This window comes from Devosia sp. LC5 (genome assembly GCF_000735585.1).
Classification (GTDB): Bacteria; Pseudomonadota; Alphaproteobacteria; order Rhizobiales; family Devosiaceae; genus Devosia.
Genome location: NZ_JNNO01000012.1, coordinates 131,336 through 155,076, shown reverse-complemented (window position 1 = coordinate 155,076; position 23,741 = coordinate 131,336). Strand labels below are relative to the sequence as shown.

The following is a 23,741-nucleotide window of genomic DNA, read 5'->3' as shown; positions in this document are numbered from 1 at the left end:
ACCTGAAGACAAGTCAAAGAAAAGGGCTGTTAACCGCCTCTTAACCCTGATGGGCCCCGCTCACAAGTCGCGGACGCTTGGCGGGAGGCAGCAATGCCCTTAAATGAGAGCTCAGGGTTAAAGGGATAATTTGAATCTTTTCTCATGACAAAGCCCCCGGAAGACTTTCTCAGCGTCCTCAATGCCCGTAGCCAGGACATCTTCAAGAAGATCGTCGAGCGCTATCTCGATACCGGCATGCCGGTGGGCTCGCGCGATCTGTCGCGCATGCTGCAGGTGGGCCTGTCGCCCGCCTCGGTGCGCAATGTCATGGCGGACCTCGAAGATCTGGGGTTGATCGCGGCGCCGCATACTTCGGCCGGCCGCGCCCCGACGCAGGAAGGGTTGCGGTTTTTTGTCGATGCCATGCTCGAAGTGGGCGCGGTCGACGAGCGTGAGCGCAGCCAGATCGCCAGCCATATCGAAGGGCGGCAGGGCCAGGTCGAGGATTTTTTGACCGAGGCCAGCCAATTGCTCTCAGGCCTCAGCCAGGGGGCAGGGGTGGTGATCGCTGCCAAGGCCGACATGGTACTGCGCCATATCGAATTCGTGCGGCTCGACGCGACGCGCGCCATGGCCGTGCTGGTGGGGCAGGACGGGCAGGTGGAAAACCGCATTCTGGACCTGCCACCGGGTCTGGCCGCCAGCACGCTGACCCAGGCCAGCAATTATCTGGCCCATCACGTGGTGGGCCGCACCATTGCCGAGGCGCGCAAGGCCTTGGCCGAGCAACGCGCCGAACAGCGGGCCGAACTCGATGAATTGACGCAAAAGCTGGTCGATGCGGGGATTGCCACGCTCAGCCAGCCCTCGGCCTCGAGCCAGCCCACGGTGATCGTGCGCGGCCGGGCCAATTTGATCAATGACGCCATGGCCTCCGACGATCTGGCGCGGATGCGGCAGCTGTTCGATGAGCTCGAAAGCAAGGATGGCTTGCTGGACCTCTTGGGTGACGCCGAAAAGGCACAGGGCGTGCGCATCTTTATCGGCTCGGAAAACAAGCTGTTCTCACTCTCCGGCTCCTCGGTGATTCTGTCGCCCTATAAGGACGCCAATGACAAGGTGGTCGGCGTATTGGGCGTGATCGGCCCGACCCGGCTCAACTACGCCCGCATCGTGCCGGTGGTGGATTATACCGCCAACGTGATTTCCGCGATGATGGCGCGGAAGCGCTAGTGCGGCGTTCCCAAGGCTTGAAAATCAGCCATGTTTGGCCGATATGGCTGACTAAATCCCGAACTCTCTGCGGAACCCAAATTCATGATGAGCGACGAAAACGCCGCCAATGGCGAAACGCCCGAAGTCGAAACCCCTGAAGCGACCCCTGAGATCGACCCGATCGAAGCGCTGCGCGCCGAGAATGCCGAGCTCAAGGACCGGGTGTTGCGGACCATTGCGGAGATGGAAAACCTGCGCAAGCGCACCGAGCGCGATGTCGCCGATACGCGCTCCTATGCCATTGCCGGCTTTGCCCGCGACATGCTCTCGGCCACCGATGCGCTGAGCCGGGCTCTGCTGGTGCTGCCGCCCGAAGCCCGCGAATCGGGCGACGCGACCACCAAGAGCCTGATCGAAGGCATCGAGATGACCGAGCGCGAAATGCAGCGTCTGCTCGCCAAGCACGGCGTCAAGCCGATCGAGGCCGAAGGGCAGAAATTCGATCCGCACAAGCATCAGGCCATGTTCGAAGTCCCCGATCCCAGCCGCCCCGAAGGCACGGTCGTGCAGGTCGTGCAGGCCGGCTTTGCCATCGGCGACCGCGTGCTGCGCCCCGCCATGGTCGGCGTCGCCAAAGGCGGCCCCAGCCACGCCCCGGCCGACGAAACGGTGGATAAGAGCGTTTGACGGTCTAAGGCCAACTCACCAATCTAGGGCGCCAGCAATGGCGCCCTTTTTGTTTGGGGAGGAGGATGGCCTTGGCAGACGATCTCTACGAGCGGCCCGAGCTTTATGATCTGGCGTCGCCGCCCGATCCGGATATGGAGCGCTTCTATGTGGCTATGGCGGGCGGGCCCGGCAGGCAGGTTCTGGAACTGGCCTGCGGCACCGGGCGGCTGACCCTGCCGCTTTCGCGCTCGGGCGCCGATGTCACGGGCGGCGATCTCTCCCAGGCCATGCTCGATATGGCGCAACAGCGGGCGCGTGCGGAGGGATTAGCGCCGGTTCTGGTGCAGCTCGACATGCGCGATTTCGCGCTTGGGCGGCGCTTTGACACGATCGTCGTGGCGGCCAATTCGCTGCTGCATCTTACCCGAACGGCAGACCAGATGGCTTTCCTTGAAAGCGCGGCACGGCATTTAAAGCCGGATGGCCGGCTCATCTTCGATATTTTCGTGCCCAGCGCCTGGATACTCAGCCGGCCCGGTGATGAGCGGCAGCTATTGGGAGTGTTCCAGCATCCCGAACTGGGCGAGGTCAGCATCGAAGAGACCATCGCCTATGACCCGGTCAGCCAGATCAGCCAGATCGACTGGTATTGGTCACATCCAGCCGAGCGGAATTTCCGCCATACCAGGCTGGAGATGCGGCAAATCTATCCGCAGGAACTACTGCTCCTGCTGGAACGCGGCGGGTTTGCGCTGGTCGAGCGCTTTGGTGGGTTTGATCGCAGTCCGCTCACGCCCACCAGCATGCGGCAGGTGGTGATCTGCGCGGTGAGGTAGCTAGGCAGAAATCCTCGTTCCAAACACGGTGTCATCCCCGCGAAGGCGGGGACCTCCGTTTGCCGGATTATGCAAGGAAAACAGAGGTTCTTGCCTTCGCGGGAATGACATTGCGGTTGTGCGGGAGTGGCGCTGGAGCGCCTGTCGCTACCCCAGAATATCCTTGCTCAGCACCCGCTCCACGCCCGCTTCCGCCATATCGGCCCAGGCCTTTGCCAGGCTGCCTGCATTGTCGATGGCCCGGGTAGCGTCCTCGATGATTGTCACGTCATAACCCGCGGCGGCGCCGTCGATGGCGGTCCAGCCGACGCAGAAATCGGTGGCGAGGCCGACCAGGTAGAGCCGGTCCACGTCGCGCTCGTTGAGATAACCGGCCAGGCCCGTCAGCGTTTCGCGGTCGGCTTCCTGGAAGCCGGAATAGCTGTCGATCCGGGGATTATAGCCCTTGCGGATGATCAGCTGGGCCTGGGGGATGTCGAGATCGGCCGAGATCTGGGCGCCATGGCTCATCCACACGCAATGGTCGGGCCATAGCACCTGATTGCCATAGGGCAGCTCGATCGTCTCGAACGGGTTCTTGCCGGGATGATTGCTGGCAAAGGAGATGTGATTGGCCGGGTGCCAGTCCTGGGTCAGCACCACATTGGTGAATTTTTTGGCCAGTGTGTTGATCAGCGGCACTATGTCATCGCCCCCCGCAACCGCCAGATTGCCGCCGGGCAGGAAATCATACTGCATATCGACGACGACCAGCACGTCCTGGGGTGTGATGGTGATCGTCATGGTGCAAACTCCTCAAATGAACTGGCATCAGAGTGCCTTGGGCCGGGCACTTTGGGCAAGAGGGCCCAACTGCGCACTGGACGAATATGGGCTGAGCGATTAATTGGCTCGGTTGCTCATGCCTGGCTGGTACAAGCCGGCGTGAGCCAAGACGGCAAGAATGAATCAAACCCAAGGCAAATCCGGGCTCTGCGCGCTTGAAGCGCCATGCTCACCCCCCTATATACGCCCAAGGCCCAGCAATGGGCACATTCCAGTTGCAAGGAACCCGGCCTGCGCGGCCATGGGGCTGCTTCGCAAGGAGGGCTCCACAATGGGTTTGCTGAAAGAGAGGCTAGAGTAAATGGCTAAAGTCATCGGTATCGATCTGGGCACCACCAATAGCTGCGTTGCAGTAATGGACGGCGCCAATCCCAAGGTCATCGAAAACGCGGAAGGGGCGCGCACCACCCCCTCGATGGTCGCCTTTTCCAAGGATGGCGAGCGTCTCGTGGGCCAGCCGGCCAAGCGCCAGGCGGTCACCAATCCCGAAGGCACGCTGTTTGCCGTCAAGCGCCTGATCGGGCGCCGCTTTGACGATGGCGTCGTGGCCAAGGACAAGAATCTGGTCCCCTTCAAGATCGTCAAGGCGGACAATGGCGATGCATGGGTGGAAGCCTCGGGCGAAAAGTATTCGCCCTCGCAGGTTTCGGCCATGATCCTGCAGAAGATGAAGGAAACCGCCGAGTCGTATCTCGGCGAAAACGTCACGCAGGCCGTGATCACGGTTCCCGCTTACTTCAACGACAGCCAGCGCCAGGCCACCAAGGATGCCGGCCGCATTGCCGGGCTTGAAGTGCTGCGCATCATCAACGAGCCGACCGCTGCCGCGCTCGCCTATGGCCTCGACAAGAAGGCCGCCGGCACGATCGCCGTCTATGACCTTGGCGGCGGCACGTTCGACGTTTCCGTGCTGGAAATCGGCGATGGCGTGTTCGAAGTGAAGTCGACCAATGGCGACACTTTCCTCGGTGGCGAAGACTTCGACATGCGCCTGGTCGATTATTTTGCCGACGAGTTCAAGAAAGAGCAGGGCATCGACCTGCGCAATGACAAGCTGGCCCTGCAGCGCCTCAAGGAAGCTGCCGAAAAGGCCAAGATCGAACTCTCCAGCTCGACCCAGACCGAAATCAACCTGCCCTTCATCACGGCAGACGCTTCGGGCCCCAAGCATCTGACGCTCAAGCTGAGCCGTTCGAAATTCGAATCGCTGGTCGATGACCTGATCCAGAAAACCGTCGAGCCCTGCAAGCAGGCGCTCAAGGATGCCGGCCTCACCGCAGCCCAGATCGACGAAGTCGTGCTGGTCGGCGGCATGAGCCGCATGCCCAAGGTGCAGGAAGTGGTCAAGCAGCTCTTTGGTAAAGAGCCGCACAAGGGCGTCAATCCGGACGAAGTCGTTGCACTCGGCGCGGCCATTCAGGCCGGCGTGCTGCAGGGCGACGTCAAGGACGTGCTGCTGCTCGACGTGACCCCGCTGTCGCTCGGCATCGAAACGCTGGGTGGCGTGTTCACCCGCCTGATCGATCGCAACACCACCATCCCGACCAAGAAGAGCCAGACCTTCTCGACCGCCGAGGACAGCCAGAGCGCCGTGACCATCCGCGTGTTCCAGGGCGAACGCGAAATGGCCGCCAACAACAAGCTCTTGGGCAATTTCGACCTCACCGGCATTCCGCCCGCACCGCGCGGCGTGCCGCAGATCGAAGTGACCTTCGACATCGATGCCAATGGCATCGTGCAGGTTTCGGCCAAGGACAAGGGCACCGGCAAGGAGCAGCAGATCCGCATCCAGGCCTCGGGTGGTCTGTCTGACGCCGATATCGAAAAGATGGTCAAGGAAGCCGAGCAGAACGCCGAGGCCGACAAGGCCAAGCGCGAAGCCGTGGAAGCCAGGAACCAGGGCGAAAGCCTGATCCACTCGACCGAAAAGTCGCTCAAGGAATATGGCGACAAGGTTTCGGCCGAGGACAAGACTGCCATCGAAGCCGCCATCGCCGACCTCAAGGGCGTGATCGAAGGCGAGGATGGCGAGGCGATCAAGGAAAAGACCGCCGCGCTTGCCGAAGCCTCCATGAAGCTGGGCGAAGCCATGTACAAGGCCAGCCAGGCGGAAGCCGAAGCCAAGGCCAATGGCACCGCCGATGAGGACGAAGACGATGTCGTCGACGCCGACTTCGAAGAGGTCAAGGACGACGACGACAAGAAATCGGCTTAAGTCTCAAGCCAAGAATATGAAAGGGTCCGGCGCAAGCCGGGCCCTTTTTTGTTTGCCCCGATGAATCTGGTGCTGGCCGGTGGTTGTGGTGTGATTCCGTTTCACGTGAATCATCCGCCGCAAAAACAGCACGATTGGGCCTAAATCCCGGCCGAATGGGGGGATCAAACAGAGCCAGTTAAAAACGAGGTGGCTCGATGAGCGATTCCAGCGCGAACATTCCTGAGCCGGCCCATCAGGCCGATACTATCGGGCGCATTGCCGAATTGATCGGCGGCGATCCGATGAGCCGGCTCGATACCGATATGAAGCATGTGCTCGACGCCCTGGCCGAGCTTGGCGCGCGGCCGCTGGAACAGGCGACACCCGCCTCGGCAAGACGCCAGCCCAAGGCCGCCGATGCGATCGCCGGCATTTTGGCGCTACAGACCCGCGAGGCTCCCGATGATGGCGTGACCGCCGAGGACATCGCTATCGAGACGTCAGAGGATATCAGCCTGCCCGCGCGGCTCTACCGGCCGCTGGGCCTGCTCAGCCGGCTCAATCCAATGATTCTCTATTTCCATGGTGGCGGTTTTGTCACCGGCGATCTGGATACCCACGACGCCTCGGCCCGTGCCTTGGCGCGGCGTACCGGCGCCATCGTGGTCTCGGTCGCCTATCGCCTCGCCCCCGAGCACAAATTCCCGGCCGCCCATGACGATGCCTGGGCGTCCTGGCGCTGGCTGATTGGCAAGGCCCGCGAGCTGGGTGGGGATCCGCGCCGGCTGGCCATAGCCGGGGAAGATGCGGGAGCAAACCTCGCCGCCAATGTGGCGCTGCGCGCCCGCGCGGAACGCGTCACCCAGCCGCTGCATCAATTGCTGATCCACCCCATTGCCGGCAGCGATCTTACCACCGCCTCCTATGGCGCGACGCTCCGGGTCCGCCCGATCGGGCTGGCCGCCATGCGCTGGCGCTTCCGCCATCTGTTCGAGGATGCCCAGACCATCAAAGACCACCGCATTGACCTGGTCGCCCGCGACGACTGGCGCGGCGTAGCCCCGGCCACCATCGTGCTCGCCGGGATCGATCCGCTGCGCTCGGAAGGCGAGGCCCTGGCCGAAGCGCTGGAAGCGGCCCATGTGCCGGTCAATTGCTGGGTCTATGACGGTGTCACGCAGGGCTTTTTCGGGCTGGGCGTCCTGGTCACCAAGGCGCTGTTTGCCCAAGGCGACGCCGCCGATGCGCTGAGCAAGGCCTTCATGTCCGACCGGCGCGGGTGATCGCCTGAACATCTGCCGAATCAGCAATGTTGAACCGCCCGCCGTGCCTTGCTAAGAGCGGCGGCGATGGTTTTGCCCGTTAACCGGCCCCAGCCCCTTGCGGGGAGCGGGGTCGATTGCCATCTAGGGCGAGACGTGGGGCTGGTTTGATCAGGGGCGTATGCGCCCCCAAAATGCATTCGGAGTTGTTTCTTGGCCAAACGGGATTTCTATGAGGTGCTTGGCGTGGCCAAGGGCGCCGACGATGCAGCGCTGAAAAGTGCCTATCGCAAGCTCGCCATGCAGCATCACCCCGATCGCAATCCCGGCAATGCCGAGGCCGAGGCCAAGTTCAAGGAAATCAACGAGGCCTATGACACGCTCAAGGACGGCCAGAAGCGCGCCGCCTATGACCGGTTCGGCCATGCCGCGTTCGAGAATGGCGGCGGGCGTGGTCCCGGAGCCGGTTTCGGCAGTGATTTCAACTCCTCCATGTCCGATATCTTTGAAGACATCTTTGGCGACTTCATGGGCGGCGGCCGCCGTGGCGGAGGCGGTGGTGGCGCCGCCAAGCTGCGCGGTGCCGATCTGCGCTACAATCTTGAAATCAGCCTGGAAGAGAGCTTTGCCGGCCGCACCGTCGAAATCGACGTTCCCACTTTGGTCGGTTGCGCCACCTGCGATGGCTCGGGCGCCAAGCCGGGCACCGGCACCCATACCTGCCGGCAGTGCAACGGCCATGGCAAGGTGCGCGCTGCCCAGGGCTTTTTCACCATCGAGCGGACCTGCCCGGTCTGCCAGGGGCGCGGGCAGATGATGGACCAGCCCTGCACCGATTGCGGTGGCCAGGGCCGGCGCCAGGAAAATCGCAAGCTCTCGGTCGATATCCCCAAGGGCATCGAGGACGGCACCCGCATCCGCCTTGCCAATGAGGGCGAAGCGGGCCTGCGCGGTGGCCCGCCGGGCGATCTTTATATTTTCATCTCGATCCGCCCGCACGACCTGTTCCAGCGCGACGGGGCCGATCTTTATGCCCGCATCCCCATCGCCATGACCACGGCGGCCCTGGGCGGGGAATTCGAAGTGCCCACGCTCGACGCCACCCGCGCCAAGGTCAAGGTCGCCGCCGGCACCCAGCCTGGCCAGCGCGTCCGCCTCAAGGGCAAGGGCATGCCCGTGCTCCGCAGCAAGGATGTCGGCGATCTTTATGTGCAGCTCGATATCGAAACCCCGCAGGCGCTGAGCCGCAAGCAGCGCGAACTGCTTGAGGAATTCGCCCGGCTCGAGACCGAAGAGAACAGCCCGACCTCTGGCGGCTTCTTCGACAAGCTCAAGAAGATGTTCGAGGCTTAGGCGGGCGGAGCGGCCTTCCAAGCCACCCCCCCCCCAATCGTCATTGCCCGGCTTGTCCGGGCAATCCATCACCGCAGCGCCCGCGGAGATATGGATCACCCGAACAAGTCGGGTGATGACGATGAATGAAGAGCACGGCGCAAGTGACGAAGTCCACTTCCGCCCTCACCAGAGCGTGAAAGCGCTGCGCCATCGAGCCTCACCCCTGCACATAGTTCGGGTCCATCCACATCACTTCCCAGATATGGCCATCGAGATCGGCAAAAGCCTTGCTGACCATGAAGCCGTAATCATCGCCCGGGCGCACTTCGGTGCCGCCGGCCGCTATCGCCTTGTCGAACAATTCGCCCACCGCCTCGCGGCTGTCGCGGGAAATGGCGATCAGCACTTCGCTTGACGTCTTGGCGTCAACAATCGCCTTGGGCGTGAATTGCTTGAACTTTTCATGGGTCAGCAACATGGAGAAAATGTTCTCGTCGATCACCATGGCCGCCGCCGTCTCGTCGGTGAATTGCGGATTGAAGCTGAAACCCAGCTTGCCGAAAAACGTCTTGGACGCCTCCAGATCGGCGACGGGCAGGTTGATGAAGATATTGGTGGCCATGATGCTTCTCCCTTGCGCAATTACTAAGGCATTCGCTTAAGTTAAATGGCGCGCCGGCGGGAAGTCAAGCCCGGCCCCTTGCCGAATATGGGGCACGCAGGCACAGTCACTGCACCGCAGCAGGAACTCTCCCAACCATGCCGACCGCCCTTACCCTTTCCGGCTCCATCCGCACCGGATCGTATAATCGCCTGTTGCAGGCTCATATCGGCCGCAAGCTCGAAGCCGCCGGCGTCACCGTCACCGCGCTCGATCTCGCCGATTTCGACATGCCGATCTTCAATGAGGATCTGGAGCCCGACAATGTGCCCGAAGCCGCGGTGCGACTGGCCGAGCTGTGGCGCAGCCACGACATCATCTTCATTGCCAGCCCCGAATATAATGGCGGGGCTTCCCCGCTGATGGTCAACACGCTGGCCTGGGTCAGCCGCCAGCGGCCCAGCCCGTTCCAGCATGCCATATTCGGCATTGGCGGGGTCAGCTCGGGCAAATATGGCACGATCTGGGGCCTCAGCCATTTGCGCGAATCGCTGACCAAGGTGGGCGCCTTGGTGGTGCCGACGCTGTTGGGGATCGGACCGGCCAGCGAAGCCTTTGACGAGGCCGGCGCCCCGGTCGAGCCCGCCATCATCCGCAAGGTCGACAGCATGGTCAAAGAACTGACCCATTTTTCGCGGGGCTAAAACCATGCTGGCGCTCTACGTGACCCATCCGCAGGTCAGAATGGACCCCGATGTGCCCGTGCCGCTCTGGGGGCTCTCCGAGGAGGGCAGGCGCCGCGCCGAGGCCTTTGCCAATAGCGGCGCGATCCCCTCCGGCGCACCAATCTTTTCCAGCAGCGAGCGCAAGGCGGTCGAACTGGCCGAGATCATCGCCGCCGTCACGGGCAGCATCATCGTCTGCGAGCATGATATGGGCGAGAATGATCGCAGCGCTACCGGCTTCCTGCCGCCCGAGCTGTTCGAGGCCACCGCCGACCGCTTCTTTGCCGCGCCGGAAACCAGCGTCGATGGCTGGGAGCGGGCGATCGATGCCCAGGCCCGCATCGTGGACGCCGTCGCGACAGCATTGGCCGGGGTGTCCGGCGATGGGCCGGTGGTGTTTTGCGGCCATGGCGCGGTGGGCACCTTGCTCAAATGCCATGTTGCTGGCCGCCCCATCAGCCGCGCCGAAGACCAGGGCCGCACCGGCGGGCCGGGCGGCGGCAATGGCTTTGTGTTCGATTTTGCCGCAAGCCAATTGCATAGCGAATGGACCCGCATCGAGGACATTGCCGCCGGCTGGCACCGGCACTGAGACTTGCGGCGCAGCCGGATTTGCGTTAACGCCAGTCCAATAGCGACATCGGAGGGAAAGACCATGACTGGCCAGTTAATCGTGGGCCTTGACGTTTCGTCACGCGCGCGCGCCGAGGAAATCGTCTCCCTGCTGGGCGATAGCGTGGATTTCTACAAGATCGGCTATCAGTGCTTTTACGGCGCCGATGGCTACGCGCTGGGCCGCGACCTGCTCAAGGCCGGCAAGAAAGTCTTCTTCGATCTCAAGCTGCTCGATATCGACAACACGGTCGAAAAGGGCGTCGCCGCCATTGCCGAGACCGGCGCCACCATGCTGACCGTGCATGCCTATCCCAAGACCATGCAGGCTGCTGCCAAGGCCGCCACGGGCTCCGATCTCTGCGTGCTGGGCGTCACCGTTTTGACCTCGATGGACGATGCGGACGTCAAGGATGCCGGCTATGCCCGCGATGCGGCGGGGCTCGTGGCGCTGCGGGCCCAGCAGGCGCGCGACGCCGGCATTGGCGGTGTGGTGACCTCCCCCCATGAGGCCGAAATGGTGCGCACCATTCTGGGGCACAAGATGTTCATCGTCACCCCGGGCATTCGCCCGGCCGGCACGGCACTGGGCGACCAGAAGCGCGTCATGGCGCCGGGCGAGGCCCTGGCCCTGGGCGCGACCCACCTGGTGGTGGGCCGTCCGATCATCGCGGCGCCCGATCCGAAGGCTGCGGCACTGGGCATTCTCAACGAAATGAACAGCGGTACGCGGCTGGCATGAGGCTCTATTCGGCCTGTATCGACATGCTTTTCGTGCCCGAAACGGCCGATATGGCGCAGCGCATTCACCTGGCCAAGGCGGCGGGCATGGATGCGGTGGAATTCTGGCTCTGGTCCAACAAGGACCTCAACGCCGTTGAAGATGCGCTGGGCGCCACCGGGCTGGCTTTGGCCGGCATCGTCGCCGAACCCTTTGCCGAATTGACCCGCACCAGCGACCACAACCGCTTCCTCGATGGATTGGCGCAAAGCCTTGCCGTGGCGCAGCGGCTGGGCACCAGGGTGATGATCGCCCAGGCCGGGCCGCTGCTCGAGGGCGTATCGCGCGCGAGCCAGCATGATGCGCTGGTGGAGGCCATGGCGCGCTCCGCCGACGTGCTCAAGGGCTCGGGCGTGCAGCTGGCGCTGGAGCCGCTCAACACGCTTGTCGATCACGCCGGCTACTTCTTGCACTCGACGGCTGAAGGTCTCGATATCGTGGAAGCCGTCAATCGTCCCGAAATCGCGCTGCTCTACGATCTCTACCATTCCATGGTGATGGGCGAAGTGCCCCAGGACGTGCTGGCCGGCCGCGTCGAGCGCATCGCCCATATCCACGTCGCCGATCATCCCGGCCGCAACCAGCCCGGCACCGGCGAATTACCGCTGGCTCCGACACTCGATTGGCTCGCCGCCAATAGCTATGCCGGCTATGTCGGCCTGGAATTCAGGCCGACGGGCGAGACGGCGGCAGCGCTGGACGAGACGCGGGTAGAACTGGGGCGGTAATTTTTTCTTCCCCTCGCTTCTTGAGGGAGGTTGGCTACCGCGCGCGATCCTTCCCCACCGTCATCACCCGGCTCGTCCGGGTGATCCATACTTCAACCAGCGCTAACCCAAGAATGGATTGCCCGGACAAGCCGGGCAATGACGATGGTTGGATGTGTAGTGCCAGAAGTAGCGGACTACCCCGCCAGCCCATGCGCCTCGGCCAGCCCCGTCAGTTCCACCAGCGGCCGTGCGCCGATATGGCTGATCACTTCGGACGCCGCCAGGCACCCGGTCTTGAGCGCTGATTCCATCGTCTGGCCGCGCGCCATGCCCAGCAAGAATCCCGAGGCAAACAGGTCGCCCGCGCCGGTGGCGTCGACCACCTTGCCGACCGGGAAGGCCGGCACCGACGTGATCTCGCCATTATAGACCGCCATGGCCCCATCGGCGCCCATGGTGATGGCGGCAAGCTCGGCATCCTTGGCGATTTCGCGCACCGCTTCGCCCAGATCGTCGGTCTGGTACAGTGATTTCAGCTCATGCACATTGGCAAAGACGTAGTCGATGGTCTTACTGCGGATCAGGTCCAGGAACTCGGCGCGGTAGCGATCGACGCAGAACGGGTCGCTCAGGGTGAAGGCGGCCGCGCGCTCATTCTTGTGCGCGTAATGCGCGGCCAGCACGAAGGCCTTCTTGGCCTCGACCGGGTCCCACAAAAAGCCTTCCATATAGGTGATGGAAGCGGCGCCGATCTCGTCGGGGCGGATATCGGCCTCGGTCAATTGGTGGCAGGCGCCCAGATAGGTATTCATGGTGCGCTCGCCATCCTCACTGAGGAAGATCATCGAGCGGGCCGTCAGCGCGCCATTCTTGAGCCGGCTGGTGGCATAATGCACGCCGATGGCGTCCAGGTCGCTTTCAAACACATCGCCCAGCGGATCATCGGCCACTTTGCCGACAAAGGCAGCGCGGCCGCCCAGGGAGGCAACGCCGGCAGCGGTATTGGCGGCGCTGCCGCCCGAAATCTGCTGCCGGGTCAGCGGCATCTTGCCATAAAGCTCCTCGGCCCGATCGGTATCGATCAGATGCATGATGCCCTCGCTCATGCCCTCGCGTTCGATAAACCCCGCCTCGACCGGCGCGATGATATCGACAATCGCATTGCCGATGGTGAGGACGTCAAAACGGGTATGGGACATGCAGGGGGTCCGCCGGTGAGGAAATTTTCCGACGCCCGGTTTAGACGGGCAGGGCCGCCGGGGCAAGTCTTAGGACCAATCGCCATTCATCTCAGGCTGAGCCGAAATGGTGGTTTTCGAGAACCGGAGCGGAGCGTACTTAAGTACGTGAGCACCGGAAGCGCAGAAAACTGCCATTTGCAGGCCAACATCAGATGAATGCCGGTTGGTCCTAGAGGTGTTCCACGATCTCGGCGATCAAGGCTTCAGTGTCTTCGCCGGCCCGGATGGCGATCTGGCCATCGAGCAACAGCACGGCCAGTCCATGCACCTTTGCCCAGGCGGCCAGCGCGACAATGCGGCCGGTCTTGGTGTCGCCACCGCTGATATGGCGCAAGGTGTCGAAGGCCGCGTCGGCGGCCATGCGCAGGCCGGGGCGGCCGTCCTTTTTGAGCTGGGGCGAGAACATCAGCCGGAAGAGATTGGCATTGTCGAGCGCGAACAGCACATAGGTCTTGCCCATGGCCGCCATCAGATCGGGCGGATTGGTCAGGGGGATGGCCTCCATCGCGGCAGTGAAGCGCTGGAAGCCGGTGACGGCCAGAGCCTCGAGCAAAGCCGCCCGGCTGTCGAAATGGCGATAGGGCGCCGCCGCCGAGACACCGACAGCGCGGGCGAGATCACGCAGGCCCAGCCCCGCCTCGCCATCGCGCTGCAGAATGGTCAGGGCCGCTTCGAGCAAAGCCTGGCGGAGATTGCCGTGATGATAGGGCGCGTTTGATGATGTTGACATTGATCACATGAAAGAGCAGATATGTGAACATTGATAACATGGAGCGTTGAGGGCTCGCAAATGGATATCGGACTTCTCCTCGCCATTGCCCATCATCTGGCGGTGTTTGCGCTGGTCGGCATCATCGCCGCCGAATTCGCCATGCTGCGGCCGGGCCTTGCCGGCACCCGCCTTGGCCAGCTGGCGCGCATCGACGGCGCCTATGGCGGAGTGGCGGTGCTGGTGATCGCCGTCGGGTTTACCCGCGTGTTCTTTGGCGGCGTGGACGCCAGCTATTACCTGACCAATTTCGCCTTCTGGGCCAAGATGGCAGCCTTCGTCACCGTGGGCCTGCTGTCGATCCAGCCGACGCTGTCACTGGCGCGCTGGCGCAAGCGTCTGGCTAGCGAACCGGATTTTGCCCCGCCCGCCAGCGAAATCGCCGCCAGCCGCAAATTCGTGCATGGCGAAGTGGCGATCCTGGTGCTGATCCCGATTTTCGCCGCCGCAATGGCGCGCGGCTATGGCGTAGCCTGACGCCTCACGTCCCTCGCGGCAGTGGCGTCTTCGGCTCGAACCGGCACCACTCGGCAATAGCGCAACGCCAGCATTCGGGCTTGCGCGCCTTGCAGACATAGCGCCCGTGCAGGATCAGCCAATGGTGGGCATGCAGCAAGTATTGCGGCGGGATCACCTTGAGCAGCGCCTGTTCTACCGCCAAGGGCGTTGCGCCCGGCGCCAGCCCGGTGCGATTGCCGACGCGGAACAGATGGGTGTCCACCGCGATGGTGGGCTGCTTGAACCAGATATTGAGTACCACATTGGCGGTCTTGCGGCCCACGCCGGGCAGGGCCTCCAGCGCCTCGCGATCCTGCGGCACCTCCCCGCCATGCCGCTCCAGCAGCAATTGGCTCAGCGCCAAGACATTCTTGGCCTTGGTGCGATAGAGGCCAATGGTCTTGATCTCAGCTTCGATTTTCTCCTGGCCCAAAGCCACCATGGCGGCAGGCGAGGGCGCCAGCTGGAACAAATGCCTGGTCGCCTTGTTGACCCCGATATCGGTGGCCTGCGCCGATAGCACTACCGCCACCAGAAGGGTGAAAGCATTGATATAATCGAGCTCGCCCTTGGGTTCGGGCTCGATCTGGTGGAACCGGGCGAAGATGGCTTCGACATCGGCTTTGGGCAGGCTCTTCACTTTTTTCGCCACAGCCATTCTCTCGACACTGATTCTGCGCCTATAGTCTTTCCCAGAGACAGCCATGCCGATGCAAGCCACAACCACTTCGCCGCTGTTTGCCGCCGAGCTGACCCCCCATCGCATGCTGGGACGGGGGGGCATGCAGCTCGTCATTGGCCTCGGCGCCCTGTTGATCCTGTCGCCGCTGCTGCTGGCCTTCTCGGCCGGTATTGGACCATTGCTCGGCTTTATCGTGCTCGACATGATCGCCATTGGCGCGACGCTGTTTTTCGCCTCGCGCCAGGGCAAAAGGCGCGAGATCGTGCGGCTCTGGTCCGATCAGCTCGAAGTGGTCAGCGTGGACGCCAAGGGCGATCGCGTCTTGCGCCGGTTCAATCCCAAAAGCGTGCGGCTGGTACTCGATCGGGACGTCAATGAAAAGACGCTGGCGCTGCATCTGCGCGCCAATAGGGACGAGATGGAAATCGGGGCCTTCCTCAATGGCGACGACAAGGCCAGTTTTGCCAAGGTGTTTGGCACGGCCTTGCGCAAGGCGCGCGCCTAGAACTGCGTCAAAACCGGGTCGCTTTGGCGCGCCCAAATGCCTAGATCAAGCCATGACAAAAAACCGATCATGGGTGTCCCGATGAACCAGATCATGCCCCTTACGCCCGATACAGATTACGAAACCATCCAGGCTGCCATCCGCTATCTCAGCGAAAACGGGCCGGACGTCGCCGACCTGCCGCGCTTTGCCCGCGCGCTGGGGCTGACCGAGCGGCAGCTGACTGATCTGTTCCGCCGCTGGTGTGGCCTGTCCCCCAAGAGCTTCGCCCAGGCCGTGGCGCTCGACCATGCCAAGAGCCTGTTGCGCGCCAGGGAAAGCGTGCTCGACACCACCTATGAAGTGGGACTCAGCTCGACCTCGCGGCTGCACGATCTGTTCGTCGCCTATGAAGCCATGCCGCCGGGAATTTTCCGGGCCGGCGGAGCGGGGCTCGACATGGTCTGGGGCGTGGGGCCCTCGCCCTTCGGGCTCGCCGTGGTCACCGCCACCGAATATGGCATGTCGGGCCTGGGCTTTGCCGATGCCGATATGAGTGTGGAGCAGGCCTTCGAGGACCTGGCCAATCGCTGGCCCAATGCCCGCTTCACCCGCAATGACGCCAAGGTCGCCCCGATGATCGCCCAGGCGTTCGACCCGGCGCATTGGTCACCCGAAAGACCGGTGCGGGTGGTGCTGATCGGCACCGATTTCGAGGTCAAGGTCTGGGAAACGCTGCTCAAGATTCCCTGCGGCAAGGCGACGACCTACCAGACCGTGGCCAACCATATCGGCCGCCCCACGGCGTCGCGCGCAGTGGGCGCGGCGGTGGGCAAGAACCCGATTTCCTTCGTCGTGCCCTGCCACCGCGTCGTCGGCAGCACCGGCGCGCTGACCGGCTACCACTGGGGCGTGCCGCGCAAGCGGGCCATCCTGGGCTGGGAAGCCGGCGTGATCTCCGCCGCGCATTAGTTTCACGTGAATCGGTGGGGCACATAGCGCCCACACCCACCGGCTCTCCCTCGGGCTTGACCCGAGGGCCATTCTCAATGTGGCACAAGCGGCGAGCGGCCCTCGGGTCAAGCCCGAGGGAGATGCGGTGGTTGGGGCTGGTTCTGAAAACCCCTAAATCTCCACCCGCGCCTCGAGCTGCCCCTCAGTCCCGATATTATAAACCGTCGGCTGCCCCGTCGCGATTTCGCGCTTGAGGATCTGTTCGGGCGTCAGCCCCTCGATCGCCATCACCAGCGCCCGCAGCGAATTACCATGGGCGGCGATCAGGATGGTCTTGCCGGCCTTGAGCAGCGGCAAAATCTCCGCCTCGTAATAGGGCAGGGTGCGGGCAGCCGTATCCTTGAGGCTCTCGCCGCCCGGCGGGGGCACGTCGAAGGAGCGGCGCCAGATCAGCACCTGTTCCTCGCCCCATTTTTCGCGGGCGTCATCCTTGTTGAGCCCCGACAGGTCGCCATAATCGCGTTCGTTCAGCGCGATGTTGCGGGTGATGGTGACGTTGAGGATGTCCATCTCTTCCAGCATCAGGTCCAGCGTGTGCTGGGCGCGGCGCAGGGCGGAGGTGTAGTAGAGATCGGGCACGATGCCCTTGGCCTTGAGCGCCTTGCCGGTGGCGCGGGCTTCGCCGATGCCCTTTTCGGTCAGGTCCGGATTGCGCCAGCCGGTAAACAGGTTCTTGAGGTTCCACTCGCTTTCGCCGTGGCGCACGAGGATCAGGGTGCCGGTCATGTCAGAAATATCCTTGTTCAGTCGGTAAGGCCGAGCACGTCGGCCATGGAATAAAGCCCTGCCTTTTGCCCATGGGCCCAGAGCACGGCGCGGGCGGCGCCATTGGCGTAGATGGTGCGGTCTTCGGCCTTGTGGTTGAGCTCGATCCGCTCGGAAGGGCCGGCCAGGATCACCATGTGATCGCCAATCACCGTGCCACCGCGCAAAGCCGTGAAACCAATAGTGCCGGGCTCGCGCGCGCCGGTATGGCCATCACGGCCGCTGACCTTCTTGTCCTTGAGCGACACATTGCGGCCCGCCGCAGCAGCCTCGCCCAGCATCAGCGCGGTGCCCGAGGGGGCATCGACCTTCTTGGCGTGGTGCATTTCAAAGATTTCGATGTCGTAATCGGCCAGGGCCGCCGCCGCCTGGCGCACCAGATTGGCCAGCACCACCATGCCCATGGAGAAATTGCCCGACTTGACGATCCGCGCGCCGGCGGCGCCAGAGGCAGCAATCGCCGCGTCGTCGGCTTCCGAACAGCCGGTGGTGCCGATGATGTGAACCAACCCAAGTGCGGCAGCCTTTTGTGCCAGGGCAACACTGGCGCCCGGCGCGGTGAAATCCACGATTGCATCAGCGCCATCGAGCACCGCGTCAATATCGTCGGTAATGGCCACGCCCAAGGCGTCACCGCCCACAAGCGAGCCGGCATCCTTGCCGATGGCGGCAGAGCCGGGCCGGTCGATGGCGGCATGCAGCACCAGATCGGGGTGATTGGCGATGGCTTTGATATTGGCCGCGCCCATGCGCCCGCCAGCCCCCGCCACGATCACCTTCAGCTGCGTCATCGTCCATCTCCAAACAGTCACGTCGGCTATAGCAGCGGCAGATGCAAACGCCAACACCGCTACCGGAACACAATGGGCGTGTTAGTGTTGGAAAAACGCAGACCAAATCAGGACGCGACATGACCATCACCAACGCCCTGGCCGGCATTGCCGTGGAAGACATTGGCGAGGCGATCGACTTTTACGAACGCCTGTTCGGCCGCATGCCGGATGCCAGACCGATCAATGATGTAGCCGAATGGAAAACCTCCGGCGGCGGCTGGATCCAGGTGTTCACCGATGCCGACCGCGCCGGCGCCTCGGCCCTGACCCTGGTGGTCGACGATATTGCCGAGGAATTGGGCCGGCTGAGCCTGCACGGCATCGTGCCGGTCGCCAAGGCCATCGGCGATTTCTTCAAGACCGCAAAATTCCGCGATCCTGACGGCAACCAGATCGTGCTGAGCCAACCCCAGCATGGGACCTATTGAGGGGCGATTGACGCTTGGGCCGTAACCCGATCCCACCCCATCGTCATCACCCGGCTCGTCCGGGTGATCCATCTGCGAGCCCGCGCCAGCGTTGAAATGGATTGCCCGGACGAAGCCGGGCAATGACGATCGCTGAAATATGCAAGTAGCGAACCTAAACCCGTCTCAGCTGCACGTCCTCGATCAGATGATCCTTGCCCTTCTTGAGCACCAGATCGGCCCGGCCGCGCGTCGGCAGCACATTCTCCAGCAGGTTGGGCAGGTTGATCGTCCGCCAGATCATGCGGCCGAAGCTGGCCGCTTCTTCCTCGCTCATTTCGGCGATGCGGCGGAAATAGGAATTGGGGTCCTTGAATGCGGTCTCCCGCAGGCGGAAGAAGCGCTCAAGATACCAGCCTTCGAGGTCATCGGTATCGGCGTCGATATAGACCGAAAAATCCAGATAATCGGAGGCAAAGACGATGGGCTTGCCATTCCTGGGCAATTCGCCGGGCTGCAAAATGTTCAACCCCTCGACGATCAGGATATCGGGCCGGTCGACCACAGCTTCCTCGCCCGGCACCACATCATAGACCAGGTGCGAATAGACCGGGGCTTTGACATTGGCCTTGCCCGATTTGATATCGGCCAGGAACGAGACGAACCGCCCGCGATCATAGCTTTCGGGAAACCCCTTGCGCTCCATGATGCCGCGTTCGGTCAGCATCGCATTGGGATACAAAAACCCATCGGTGGTGACCAGATCGACCTTGGGGCTTGAGGGCCAGCGCTGCAGCAGCGCCTGCAGGATACGTGCCGTGGTGGATTTGCCCACCGCCACCGAACCGGCCACCCCGATGATGAAGGGCACTTTGTGGTCGGGGGTTTCGAGGAACCGCGCCGACACATTATGCAGGCCCTGGATGGCCTCGACATAGAAGGAGAGCAGGCGTGTCAGCGGCAGATAGACTTCCTCGGCCTCTTCCAGCGAAATCGGATCGGACAGGGTGCGCAGCCGGGCGACGTCCTCGCGGGTCAGCGTCATCGGCTCGTCGGCCCGCAAGGCGGACCACTCCGCCTTGGTGAAGTGGTGGTAGGGGGCGGGCGCCTTGCGCTTGCTCATTCAGTTACTGTCCTTGCGGCCGGCCTTTTCGGCGAGGCCCGATTGGGCGGTGCGGGCATCGAGCTCGGCCATGACATCGTCCAGCGCCACGCCCGAAGCGCGCAGCAGCACCAGCAGGTGATAGAGTACGTCGGCAGCTTCCTTGGTCAGTTCCGGCTTGTCGCGGGAGACGGCAGCGATCACCGCTTCGGTGGCTTCCTCGCCCAGCTTTTGCGCGCATTTTTCCACGCCCCGGGCAATCAGCTTGGCCGTATAACTTTCCTCGGGCGAAGCCGCAGCGCGCAAAGCCAGGCGCTGGTCGAGAGTTTCAAGAGTCATGGGCATGAATGCCTCCAATGGCGTCGATCAGGCCGCGCGGTCCATCCGCACATCCACGCCATGCTCGCGCAGATAGTGCTTGGCCTGGGGAATGGTGAAGGTGCCGAAGTGGAAAATCGACGCCGCCAGTACGGCGCTGGCATGGCCTTGCTTCACCCCGTCAACCAGGTCCTGCAAGCTGCCGACCCCGCCCGAGGCGATGACCGGCACTTCCACTGCATCGGCAATGGCCCGGGTCAGCGCCAGGTCGAACCCCGACTTGGTGCCGTCGCGATCCATCGAGGTGACCAAAAGTTCGCCCGCCCCGCGCGCGACCAGCCGGGTGGCAAATTCCACCGCATCAAGCCCGGCCGGCCGGCGGCCGCCATGGGTGAAAATTTCCCACTCGCTGCGATTGTCGCCGCCGACGCGCTGGTCAAGCCGCTGCTTGGCATCGACCGACACCACGATGCACTGATTGCCGAATTTGTCCGCCGCCCGTTCGATGAAATCGGGATCGTTCACCGCCGCCGAATTGATCGCGACCTTGTCGGCGCCGGCGAGCAGGAGCTTCCTGATATCCTCGATGCTGCGGACACCGCCCCCCACCGTCACCGGCATGAAACAATGTTCGGCCGTACGCGCCACCACGTCGAAAATGGTGTCGCGGCCCTCGTGGCTGGCAGTGATGTCGAGAAAGGTCAGCTCATCGGCGCCGGCCGCATCATAGGCGATGGCGGCCGCCACCGGGTCACCGGCGTCGATCAGGTCGACAAATTGCACGCCCTTGACCACGCGGCCGCCCATCACATCGAGGCAGGGGATCAGGCGGGTCTTGAGACTCATGCGGAGCTTCCTTGGTTCGCGCGTCCTTGCTGCGCTGCGGGCGACGCCTGCCGCAACAAGGCCAATGCTTCACGTGAATCAATCCGCCCGTCATAAAGCGCGCGGCCAGAAATGGCGCCTTCGAGCACCGCATAATCCGGCTGGGTCATGCGCTCGATATCGGCCATCGAAGCCAAGCCGCCCGAGGCGATCACCGGAATGGAGGTGGCGCGGGCCAGCTCGAGGGTGGAGTCCCAATTGATCCCGGCCAGCACGCCATCGCGGTCGATATCGGTATAGATGATCGCCGCGACCCCGGCGCCTTCAAAGCGCTTGGCCAATTCGATCACGCTGAGTTCGGACGTTTCCGCCCAGCCTTCCACCGCCACCATGCCCTTGCGGGCATCAATGCCGACGGCGACCTGACCGGGGAATTTTTGCGCCGCTTCTTTCACCAAAGCCGGATCACGCACCGCGACCGTGCCCAGGATGACGCGGGCCAGGCCCTTGTCGAGCCAGCTTTCGATATGGCCCAGATTGCGAATGCCGCCGCCGAGCTGAACAGGAAATTTGACATTCCTGAGGATGGTTTCCACCGCCGCCCCGTTGACGCTCTCCCCGGCAAAGGCACCGTTGAGATCAACGACATGCAGATACTCGAAACCCTGGTCCTCAAAGCTCTTGGCCTGCGCCGCCGGATCGTCATTGAACACGGTCGCCTGGTTCATGTCGCCCAGCTTGAGGCGCACGCATTGCCCATCCTTGAGGTCGATGGCTGGAAACAGGATCATGGCGCCCACCGCAAAAAGTTCTCGATCAGTTGCAGGCCCAGCGCCTGGCTTTTTTCCGGGTGGAACTGGGTGCCGAAAATATTGTCGCGCCCGACGCAGGCCGTGACCGGCCCACCATAATCGGCGGTGGCGACCAGCGTCTCCGCCACATCCGTCACCAGGTGATAGGAGTGCACGAAATAGGCATGCAGCCCATCGGGCCCAGTCGGAATACCGGCGAGCAAGGCATGCGGGCGCAGCACCGAAATGGTGTTCCAGCCCATATGCGGAATCTTGAGCGTGGGATCGGACGGGGTGAGCTTTTCGACCGCCCCGGCAATCCAGCCCAGCCCCGGCGTCACCAGTTTTTCGCGGCCTTCGCTGGCCAGCAATTGCATGCCGACACAGACCCCGAGGAAGGGCACGCCGCCACCGATCACCCGCTCCTGCAAAACCTCGACCATGCCATCAACGGCATCGAGCCCCGCCTTGCATTCGGCAAAGGCGCCGACGCCGGGCAGCATGATGCGATCGGCCTGCCGCACGCGATCGGGATCAGAGGTAACCTCAATCACCGGACGATCATCGAGCCCCGCCGCCACGCGCTCAAACGCCTTGGCCGCCGAGTGCAGATTGCCCGCGCCGTAATCGATAATGGTAACCAGGCTCATGAGCGGCTCTCCAGCGCACCCAGCCGCGCCAGGTCCGCGTCGCCCGCCACCCGGTCGCCGCGGTGGCGCCAGCCACGCCATGCAAGGCTGTGCCGGCGCAGGCCGGGCGCGGAAAAGCCGATGGCTATGGCGAAAACGATATAGAGCCAGATGGCCGCGTCAGCCCCCAGCCAGGGCGCGGCAAAGCTCAGCGCCACCAGCGCCACGACAAAGCCAATCAGCTCGAGCCAGAGACCATGCACCAGCGCGAAGGCCGGTGGCAGCAAAGCCGCAAACCAGGAGAACTTTTCCGGGATGGCAGCCGGGGCCAGGGTTTTGCCGGCCTGGGCATCGAAAATGGCGAAGAGGGTCATGGCGGCTCCGATGCCGTTGTGACGGGAATTAGCCGTGCCTTTAGAGCAAAATACAGCGCGGTAAAAGTGTGCTGAAAGTATAGGTCCGCATCAGACCTCATCCTGAGCCCGTCGAAGGACGAGGTCGTGGCACGACCCCATGGTTCGACAGGCTCACCATGAGGTCTACTGAGTAAGCCTACAGCACGCCCTTGGTGCTCGGCACGCGATCGGCAGCGCGCGGATCGATCTCCACCGCATCGCGCAGGGCGCGGGCCACCGCCTTGAACATCGACTCGGCCAGATGGTGGTTGTTGTCGGTGTAGAAGTTTTCGATATGCAGCGTGATGCCGGCATTCATGGCAAAGGCCTGGAAGAATTCCCGAAACAGTTCGGTATCCATCTCGCCCACCTTGTCGCGGCTGAATTCAGCGCGGAACACCAGGAACGGCCGGCCGGACACGTCCAGCGCCGCGCGGGTCAGCGTGCCGTCCATCGGCAGGTCGCATGAGGCATAGCGGCGGATGCCCTTCTTGTCGCCCAGCGCCTGGCGAATAGCTTCGCCGATGGCAATGCCCACGTCTTCCGCCGTGTGGTGGAAATCGATGTGCAGGTCGCCCGTGCAAGACACATCCATGTCGATCAGCGAGTGGCGGGAAAGCTGGTCGAGCATGTGATCGAAAAAGCCAATGCCGGTCGCCATGTTATGCGCGCCGGTGCCATCGAGATTGATCGAGACGGATATCTCGGTCTCGTTGGTCTTGCGGGCGATTGTTGCGGTGCGCATTGGCGTGTCTCCAGAATAGAGCGGCTGTCTATCAGATATGCGCAAACGCATAAAGATTGCGTTGCGGGCGGGGGCGTGGAGCGGTGATTGCACCAAACCCTCCCGTGATTGATTGAGATTTTGGGGGCACCACCTCTCCTGCCCACCGTTCTCCCTCGGGCCTGACCCGAGGGCCACTTACCGCTTGCGCCGCATTGAGAAAGGCCTTCGGGTCAAGCCCGAGGGAGACCCGGTGATTTTGGGAACAGCGGCGACCACACCACATGCCCCGATCTATCCACCTTATCCCCGCCCCCAAAACCTCATGCCACTATCTCCCCATCCCGCCAGTCACCGGTCCCCACGCAGGGCCGGGCGGGGTGGCCGTGGGATGGGGGCGCCTGTCCAGTGGGGTTGGAAACTCGGCAGCCGGACCTGCAAGAATGGTACCGCCTGAACCGGACCCTGCACAAAAGCGGATCGTGACGGGCGGCCTTTGGCTCCCCTAGACTAA

At 63.1% G+C, this 23,741-nt stretch carries 28 protein-coding genes; 14 read left to right on the top strand and 14 right to left on the bottom strand.

Annotated features, from left to right (window positions below; all coding sequences use genetic code 11):
- The first annotated feature begins 144 nt into the window (after window positions 1-144).
- The 3 genes from hrcA (at window position 145) to FF80_RS08210 (ending at window position 2,702) form a co-directional block, all read left to right on the top strand.
- Entirely contained in the window at window positions 145-1,215 is a 1,071-nt protein-coding gene (hrcA, locus tag FF80_RS08220) for a heat-inducible transcriptional repressor HrcA (protein WP_035099183.1), read from the top strand.
- An 87-nt stretch (window positions 1,216-1,302) separates the two neighbouring features.
- On the top strand, window positions 1,303-1,884 hold the full coding sequence (gene grpE, locus FF80_RS08215; protein ID WP_035099450.1) for a nucleotide exchange factor GrpE: 582 nt from the start codon (window positions 1,303-1,305) through the stop codon (window positions 1,882-1,884).
- Between the two features lie 71 nt (window positions 1,885-1,955).
- Window positions 1,956-2,702 (top strand): class I SAM-dependent methyltransferase, encoded by a 747-nt coding sequence (locus tag FF80_RS08210; RefSeq protein WP_160172813.1) that lies wholly within the window; start codon window positions 1,956-1,958, stop codon window positions 2,700-2,702.
- A 147-nt stretch (window positions 2,703-2,849) separates the two neighbouring features.
- Here the strand turns inward: FF80_RS08210 and pncA are convergent, their stop codons facing one another.
- On the bottom strand, window positions 2,850-3,485 hold the full coding sequence (pncA, locus tag FF80_RS08205) for a bifunctional nicotinamidase/pyrazinamidase (RefSeq protein WP_035099182.1): 636 nt from the start codon (window positions 3,483-3,485) through the stop codon (window positions 2,850-2,852).
- Between the two features lie 343 nt (window positions 3,486-3,828).
- Here pncA and dnaK point away from each other — a divergent pair, with 343 nt between their 5' ends.
- The 3 genes from dnaK to dnaJ all read left to right on the top strand — a co-directional run bounded on the left by dnaK (window position 3,829) and on the right by dnaJ (window position 8,339).
- Window positions 3,829-5,742 (top strand): molecular chaperone DnaK, encoded by a 1,914-nt coding sequence (gene dnaK, locus FF80_RS08200; RefSeq protein WP_035099181.1) that lies wholly within the window; start codon window positions 3,829-3,831, stop codon window positions 5,740-5,742.
- Window positions 5,743-5,939: 197 nt separating this feature from the next.
- On the top strand, window positions 5,940-7,007 hold the full coding sequence (locus FF80_RS08195) for an alpha/beta hydrolase (RefSeq protein WP_052153310.1): 1,068 nt from the start codon (window positions 5,940-5,942) through the stop codon (window positions 7,005-7,007).
- A gap of 192 nt (window positions 7,008-7,199) precedes the next feature.
- A complete protein-coding gene (gene dnaJ, locus FF80_RS08190) occupies window positions 7,200-8,339 on the top strand; it encodes a molecular chaperone DnaJ (RefSeq protein WP_035099180.1) in 1,140 nt (379 codons plus the stop codon).
- A gap of 199 nt (window positions 8,340-8,538) precedes the next feature.
- On the opposite strand, the gene FF80_RS08185 is transcribed toward dnaJ, so the two are convergent.
- On the bottom strand, window positions 8,539-8,943 hold the full coding sequence (locus tag FF80_RS08185) for a VOC family protein (protein ID WP_035099179.1): 405 nt from the start codon (window positions 8,941-8,943) through the stop codon (window positions 8,539-8,541).
- 137 nt (window positions 8,944-9,080) lie between these two features.
- Between FF80_RS08185 and FF80_RS08180 the strand changes: the two genes are divergently transcribed.
- From FF80_RS08180 to FF80_RS08165, 4 genes are all read left to right on the top strand, one after another.
- On the top strand, window positions 9,081-9,626 hold the full coding sequence (locus tag FF80_RS08180; protein ID WP_035099177.1) for an NADPH-dependent FMN reductase: 546 nt from the start codon (window positions 9,081-9,083) through the stop codon (window positions 9,624-9,626).
- Between the two features lie 4 nt (window positions 9,627-9,630).
- Window positions 9,631-10,239, top strand: coding sequence for a histidine phosphatase family protein (locus FF80_RS08175; protein ID WP_035099176.1), 609 nt, complete (start codon window positions 9,631-9,633; stop codon window positions 10,237-10,239).
- A gap of 63 nt (window positions 10,240-10,302) precedes the next feature.
- Entirely contained in the window at window positions 10,303-11,001 is a 699-nt protein-coding gene (pyrF, locus tag FF80_RS08170; protein WP_035099175.1) for an orotidine-5'-phosphate decarboxylase, read from the top strand.
- A complete protein-coding gene (locus FF80_RS08165) occupies window positions 10,998-11,768 on the top strand; it encodes a TIM barrel protein (RefSeq protein WP_035099174.1) in 771 nt (256 codons plus the stop codon). The genes pyrF and FF80_RS08165 overlap by 4 nt, the downstream gene beginning before the upstream one ends.
- Before the next feature lie 176 nt (window positions 11,769-11,944).
- Here the strand turns inward: FF80_RS08165 and FF80_RS08160 are convergent, their stop codons facing one another.
- Window positions 11,945-12,949, bottom strand: coding sequence for an adenosine kinase (locus FF80_RS08160; protein ID WP_035099173.1), 1,005 nt, complete (start codon window positions 12,947-12,949; stop codon window positions 11,945-11,947).
- Between the two features lie 211 nt (window positions 12,950-13,160).
- A complete protein-coding gene (locus tag FF80_RS08155) occupies window positions 13,161-13,721 on the bottom strand; it encodes a TetR/AcrR family transcriptional regulator (protein ID WP_035099171.1) in 561 nt (186 codons plus the stop codon).
- 60 nt (window positions 13,722-13,781) lie between these two features.
- Between FF80_RS08155 and FF80_RS08150 the strand changes: the two genes are divergently transcribed.
- A complete protein-coding gene (locus FF80_RS08150; protein ID WP_035099170.1) occupies window positions 13,782-14,237 on the top strand; it encodes a DUF2214 family protein in 456 nt (151 codons plus the stop codon).
- Between the two features lie 4 nt (window positions 14,238-14,241).
- Here the strand turns inward: FF80_RS08150 and nth are convergent, their stop codons facing one another.
- Complete coding sequence (gene nth, locus FF80_RS08145) at window positions 14,242-14,910, bottom strand: endonuclease III (protein WP_348270321.1); 669 nt, start codon at window positions 14,908-14,910, stop codon at window positions 14,242-14,244.
- Window positions 14,911-14,962: 52 nt separating this feature from the next.
- On the opposite strand from nth, the gene FF80_RS08140 reads away from it, so the two are divergent.
- On the top strand, window positions 14,963-15,445 hold the full coding sequence (locus FF80_RS08140; RefSeq protein ID WP_035099167.1) for a DUF2244 domain-containing protein: 483 nt from the start codon (window positions 14,963-14,965) through the stop codon (window positions 15,443-15,445).
- A gap of 81 nt (window positions 15,446-15,526) precedes the next feature.
- Entirely contained in the window at window positions 15,527-16,396 is an 870-nt protein-coding gene (locus FF80_RS08135) for a bifunctional helix-turn-helix domain-containing protein/methylated-DNA--[protein]-cysteine S-methyltransferase (RefSeq protein ID WP_244445732.1), read from the top strand.
- A 153-nt stretch (window positions 16,397-16,549) separates the two neighbouring features.
- Here the strand turns inward: FF80_RS08135 and FF80_RS08130 are convergent, their stop codons facing one another.
- Window positions 16,550-17,164 carry a 2,3-bisphosphoglycerate-dependent phosphoglycerate mutase gene (locus FF80_RS08130; protein WP_152558305.1) on the bottom strand — a complete coding sequence of 205 codons (615 nt, stop codon included), beginning with the start codon at window positions 17,162-17,164 and terminating at the stop codon, window positions 16,550-16,552.
- 17 nt (window positions 17,165-17,181) lie between these two features.
- The gene (gene dapB / locus FF80_RS08125; protein ID WP_200877180.1) at window positions 17,182-17,994 is read right to left on the bottom strand and encodes a 4-hydroxy-tetrahydrodipicolinate reductase; all 813 of its coding nucleotides are present in this window, start codon (window positions 17,992-17,994) and stop codon (window positions 17,182-17,184) included.
- Window positions 17,995-18,113: 119 nt separating this feature from the next.
- On the opposite strand from dapB, the gene FF80_RS08120 reads away from it, so the two are divergent.
- Window positions 18,114-18,464, top strand: a complete 351-nt coding sequence (locus FF80_RS08120) for a VOC family protein (protein WP_035099163.1) — start codon at window positions 18,114-18,116, stop codon at window positions 18,462-18,464.
- Window positions 18,465-18,618: 154 nt separating this feature from the next.
- On the opposite strand, the gene coaA is transcribed toward FF80_RS08120, so the two are convergent.
- From coaA to hisB, 7 genes are all read right to left on the bottom strand, one after another.
- A complete protein-coding gene (gene coaA / locus FF80_RS08115) occupies window positions 18,619-19,566 on the bottom strand; it encodes a type I pantothenate kinase (RefSeq protein WP_035099162.1) in 948 nt (315 codons plus the stop codon).
- Entirely contained in the window at window positions 19,567-19,890 is a 324-nt protein-coding gene (locus tag FF80_RS08110; RefSeq protein WP_035099161.1) for a phosphoribosyl-ATP diphosphatase, read from the bottom strand.
- A 21-nt stretch (window positions 19,891-19,911) separates the two neighbouring features.
- Window positions 19,912-20,709: an imidazole glycerol phosphate synthase subunit HisF gene (hisF, locus tag FF80_RS08105; RefSeq protein WP_035099160.1), complete on the bottom strand. Its 798-nt coding sequence runs from the start codon at window positions 20,707-20,709 to the stop codon at window positions 19,912-19,914.
- Window positions 20,706-21,479, bottom strand: coding sequence for a 1-(5-phosphoribosyl)-5-[(5-phosphoribosylamino)methylideneamino]imidazole-4-carboxamide isomerase (hisA, locus tag FF80_RS08100; RefSeq protein ID WP_035099438.1), 774 nt, complete (start codon window positions 21,477-21,479; stop codon window positions 20,706-20,708). Before hisA ends, hisF begins: the two co-directional genes overlap by 4 nt.
- Window positions 21,476-22,129, bottom strand: a complete 654-nt coding sequence (gene hisH / locus FF80_RS08095) for an imidazole glycerol phosphate synthase subunit HisH (RefSeq protein WP_035099159.1) — start codon at window positions 22,127-22,129, stop codon at window positions 21,476-21,478. Before hisH ends, hisA begins: the two co-directional genes overlap by 4 nt.
- A complete protein-coding gene (locus tag FF80_RS20915; RefSeq protein ID WP_052153308.1) occupies window positions 22,126-22,482 on the bottom strand; it encodes a DUF2628 domain-containing protein in 357 nt (118 codons plus the stop codon). The genes hisH and FF80_RS20915 overlap by 4 nt, the downstream gene beginning before the upstream one ends.
- A gap of 178 nt (window positions 22,483-22,660) precedes the next feature.
- Entirely contained in the window at window positions 22,661-23,248 is a 588-nt protein-coding gene (gene hisB, locus FF80_RS08085; protein WP_035099158.1) for an imidazoleglycerol-phosphate dehydratase HisB, read from the bottom strand.
- Window positions 23,249-23,741: the final 493 nt, after the last annotated feature.

Excerpts from the sequence above, each read along its gene's own strand:
- FF80_RS08130 (WP_152558305.1), bottom strand. The coding sequence starts at position 17,164 with ATGACCGGCACCCTGATCCTCGTGCGCCACGGCGAAAGCGAGTGGAAC.
- hisF (WP_035099160.1), bottom strand. The coding sequence starts at position 20,709 with ATGAGTCTCAAGACCCGCCTGATCCCCTGCCTCGATGTGATGGGCGGC.
- hisH (WP_035099159.1), bottom strand. The coding sequence starts at position 22,129 with ATGAGCCTGGTTACCATTATCGATTACGGCGCGGGCAATCTGCACTCG.
- FF80_RS08120 (WP_035099163.1), top strand. The coding sequence starts at position 18,114 with ATGACCATCACCAACGCCCTGGCCGGCATTGCCGTGGAAGACATTGGC.
- pyrF (WP_035099175.1), top strand. The coding sequence starts at position 10,303 with ATGACTGGCCAGTTAATCGTGGGCCTTGACGTTTCGTCACGCGCGCGC.
- pncA (WP_035099182.1), bottom strand. The coding sequence starts at position 3,485 with ATGACGATCACCATCACACCCCAGGACGTGCTGGTCGTCGTCGATATG.
- FF80_RS08155 (WP_035099171.1), bottom strand. The coding sequence starts at position 13,721 with ATGTCAACATCATCAAACGCGCCCTATCATCACGGCAATCTCCGCCAG.
- hrcA (WP_035099183.1), top strand. The coding sequence starts at position 145 with ATGACAAAGCCCCCGGAAGACTTTCTCAGCGTCCTCAATGCCCGTAGC.
- FF80_RS08185 (WP_035099179.1), bottom strand. The coding sequence starts at position 8,943 with ATGGCCACCAATATCTTCATCAACCTGCCCGTCGCCGATCTGGAGGCG.
- dnaK (WP_035099181.1), top strand. The coding sequence starts at position 3,829 with ATGGCTAAAGTCATCGGTATCGATCTGGGCACCACCAATAGCTGCGTT.
- grpE (WP_035099450.1), top strand. The coding sequence starts at position 1,303 with ATGAGCGACGAAAACGCCGCCAATGGCGAAACGCCCGAAGTCGAAACC.
- hisB (WP_035099158.1), bottom strand. The coding sequence starts at position 23,248 with ATGCGCACCGCAACAATCGCCCGCAAGACCAACGAGACCGAGATATCC.
- FF80_RS08140 (WP_035099167.1), top strand. The coding sequence starts at position 14,963 with ATGCCGATGCAAGCCACAACCACTTCGCCGCTGTTTGCCGCCGAGCTG.
- FF80_RS08135 (WP_244445732.1), top strand. The coding sequence starts at position 15,527 with ATGAACCAGATCATGCCCCTTACGCCCGATACAGATTACGAAACCATC.
- FF80_RS08160 (WP_035099173.1), bottom strand. The coding sequence starts at position 12,949 with ATGTCCCATACCCGTTTTGACGTCCTCACCATCGGCAATGCGATTGTC.
- dapB (WP_200877180.1), bottom strand. The coding sequence starts at position 17,994 with ATGACGCAGCTGAAGGTGATCGTGGCGGGGGCTGGCGGGCGCATGGGC.
- hisA (WP_035099438.1), bottom strand. The coding sequence starts at position 21,479 with ATGATCCTGTTTCCAGCCATCGACCTCAAGGATGGGCAATGCGTGCGC.
- FF80_RS08165 (WP_035099174.1), top strand. The coding sequence starts at position 10,998 with ATGAGGCTCTATTCGGCCTGTATCGACATGCTTTTCGTGCCCGAAACG.
- FF80_RS08150 (WP_035099170.1), top strand. The coding sequence starts at position 13,782 with ATGGATATCGGACTTCTCCTCGCCATTGCCCATCATCTGGCGGTGTTT.
- FF80_RS08110 (WP_035099161.1), bottom strand. The coding sequence starts at position 19,890 with ATGCCCATGACTCTTGAAACTCTCGACCAGCGCCTGGCTTTGCGCGCT.
- coaA (WP_035099162.1), bottom strand. The coding sequence starts at position 19,566 with ATGAGCAAGCGCAAGGCGCCCGCCCCCTACCACCACTTCACCAAGGCG.
- FF80_RS08175 (WP_035099176.1), top strand. The coding sequence starts at position 9,631 with ATGCTGGCGCTCTACGTGACCCATCCGCAGGTCAGAATGGACCCCGAT.
- FF80_RS20915 (WP_052153308.1), bottom strand. The coding sequence starts at position 22,482 with ATGACCCTCTTCGCCATTTTCGATGCCCAGGCCGGCAAAACCCTGGCC.
- FF80_RS08195 (WP_052153310.1), top strand. The coding sequence starts at position 5,940 with ATGAGCGATTCCAGCGCGAACATTCCTGAGCCGGCCCATCAGGCCGAT.
- FF80_RS08180 (WP_035099177.1), top strand. The coding sequence starts at position 9,081 with ATGCCGACCGCCCTTACCCTTTCCGGCTCCATCCGCACCGGATCGTAT.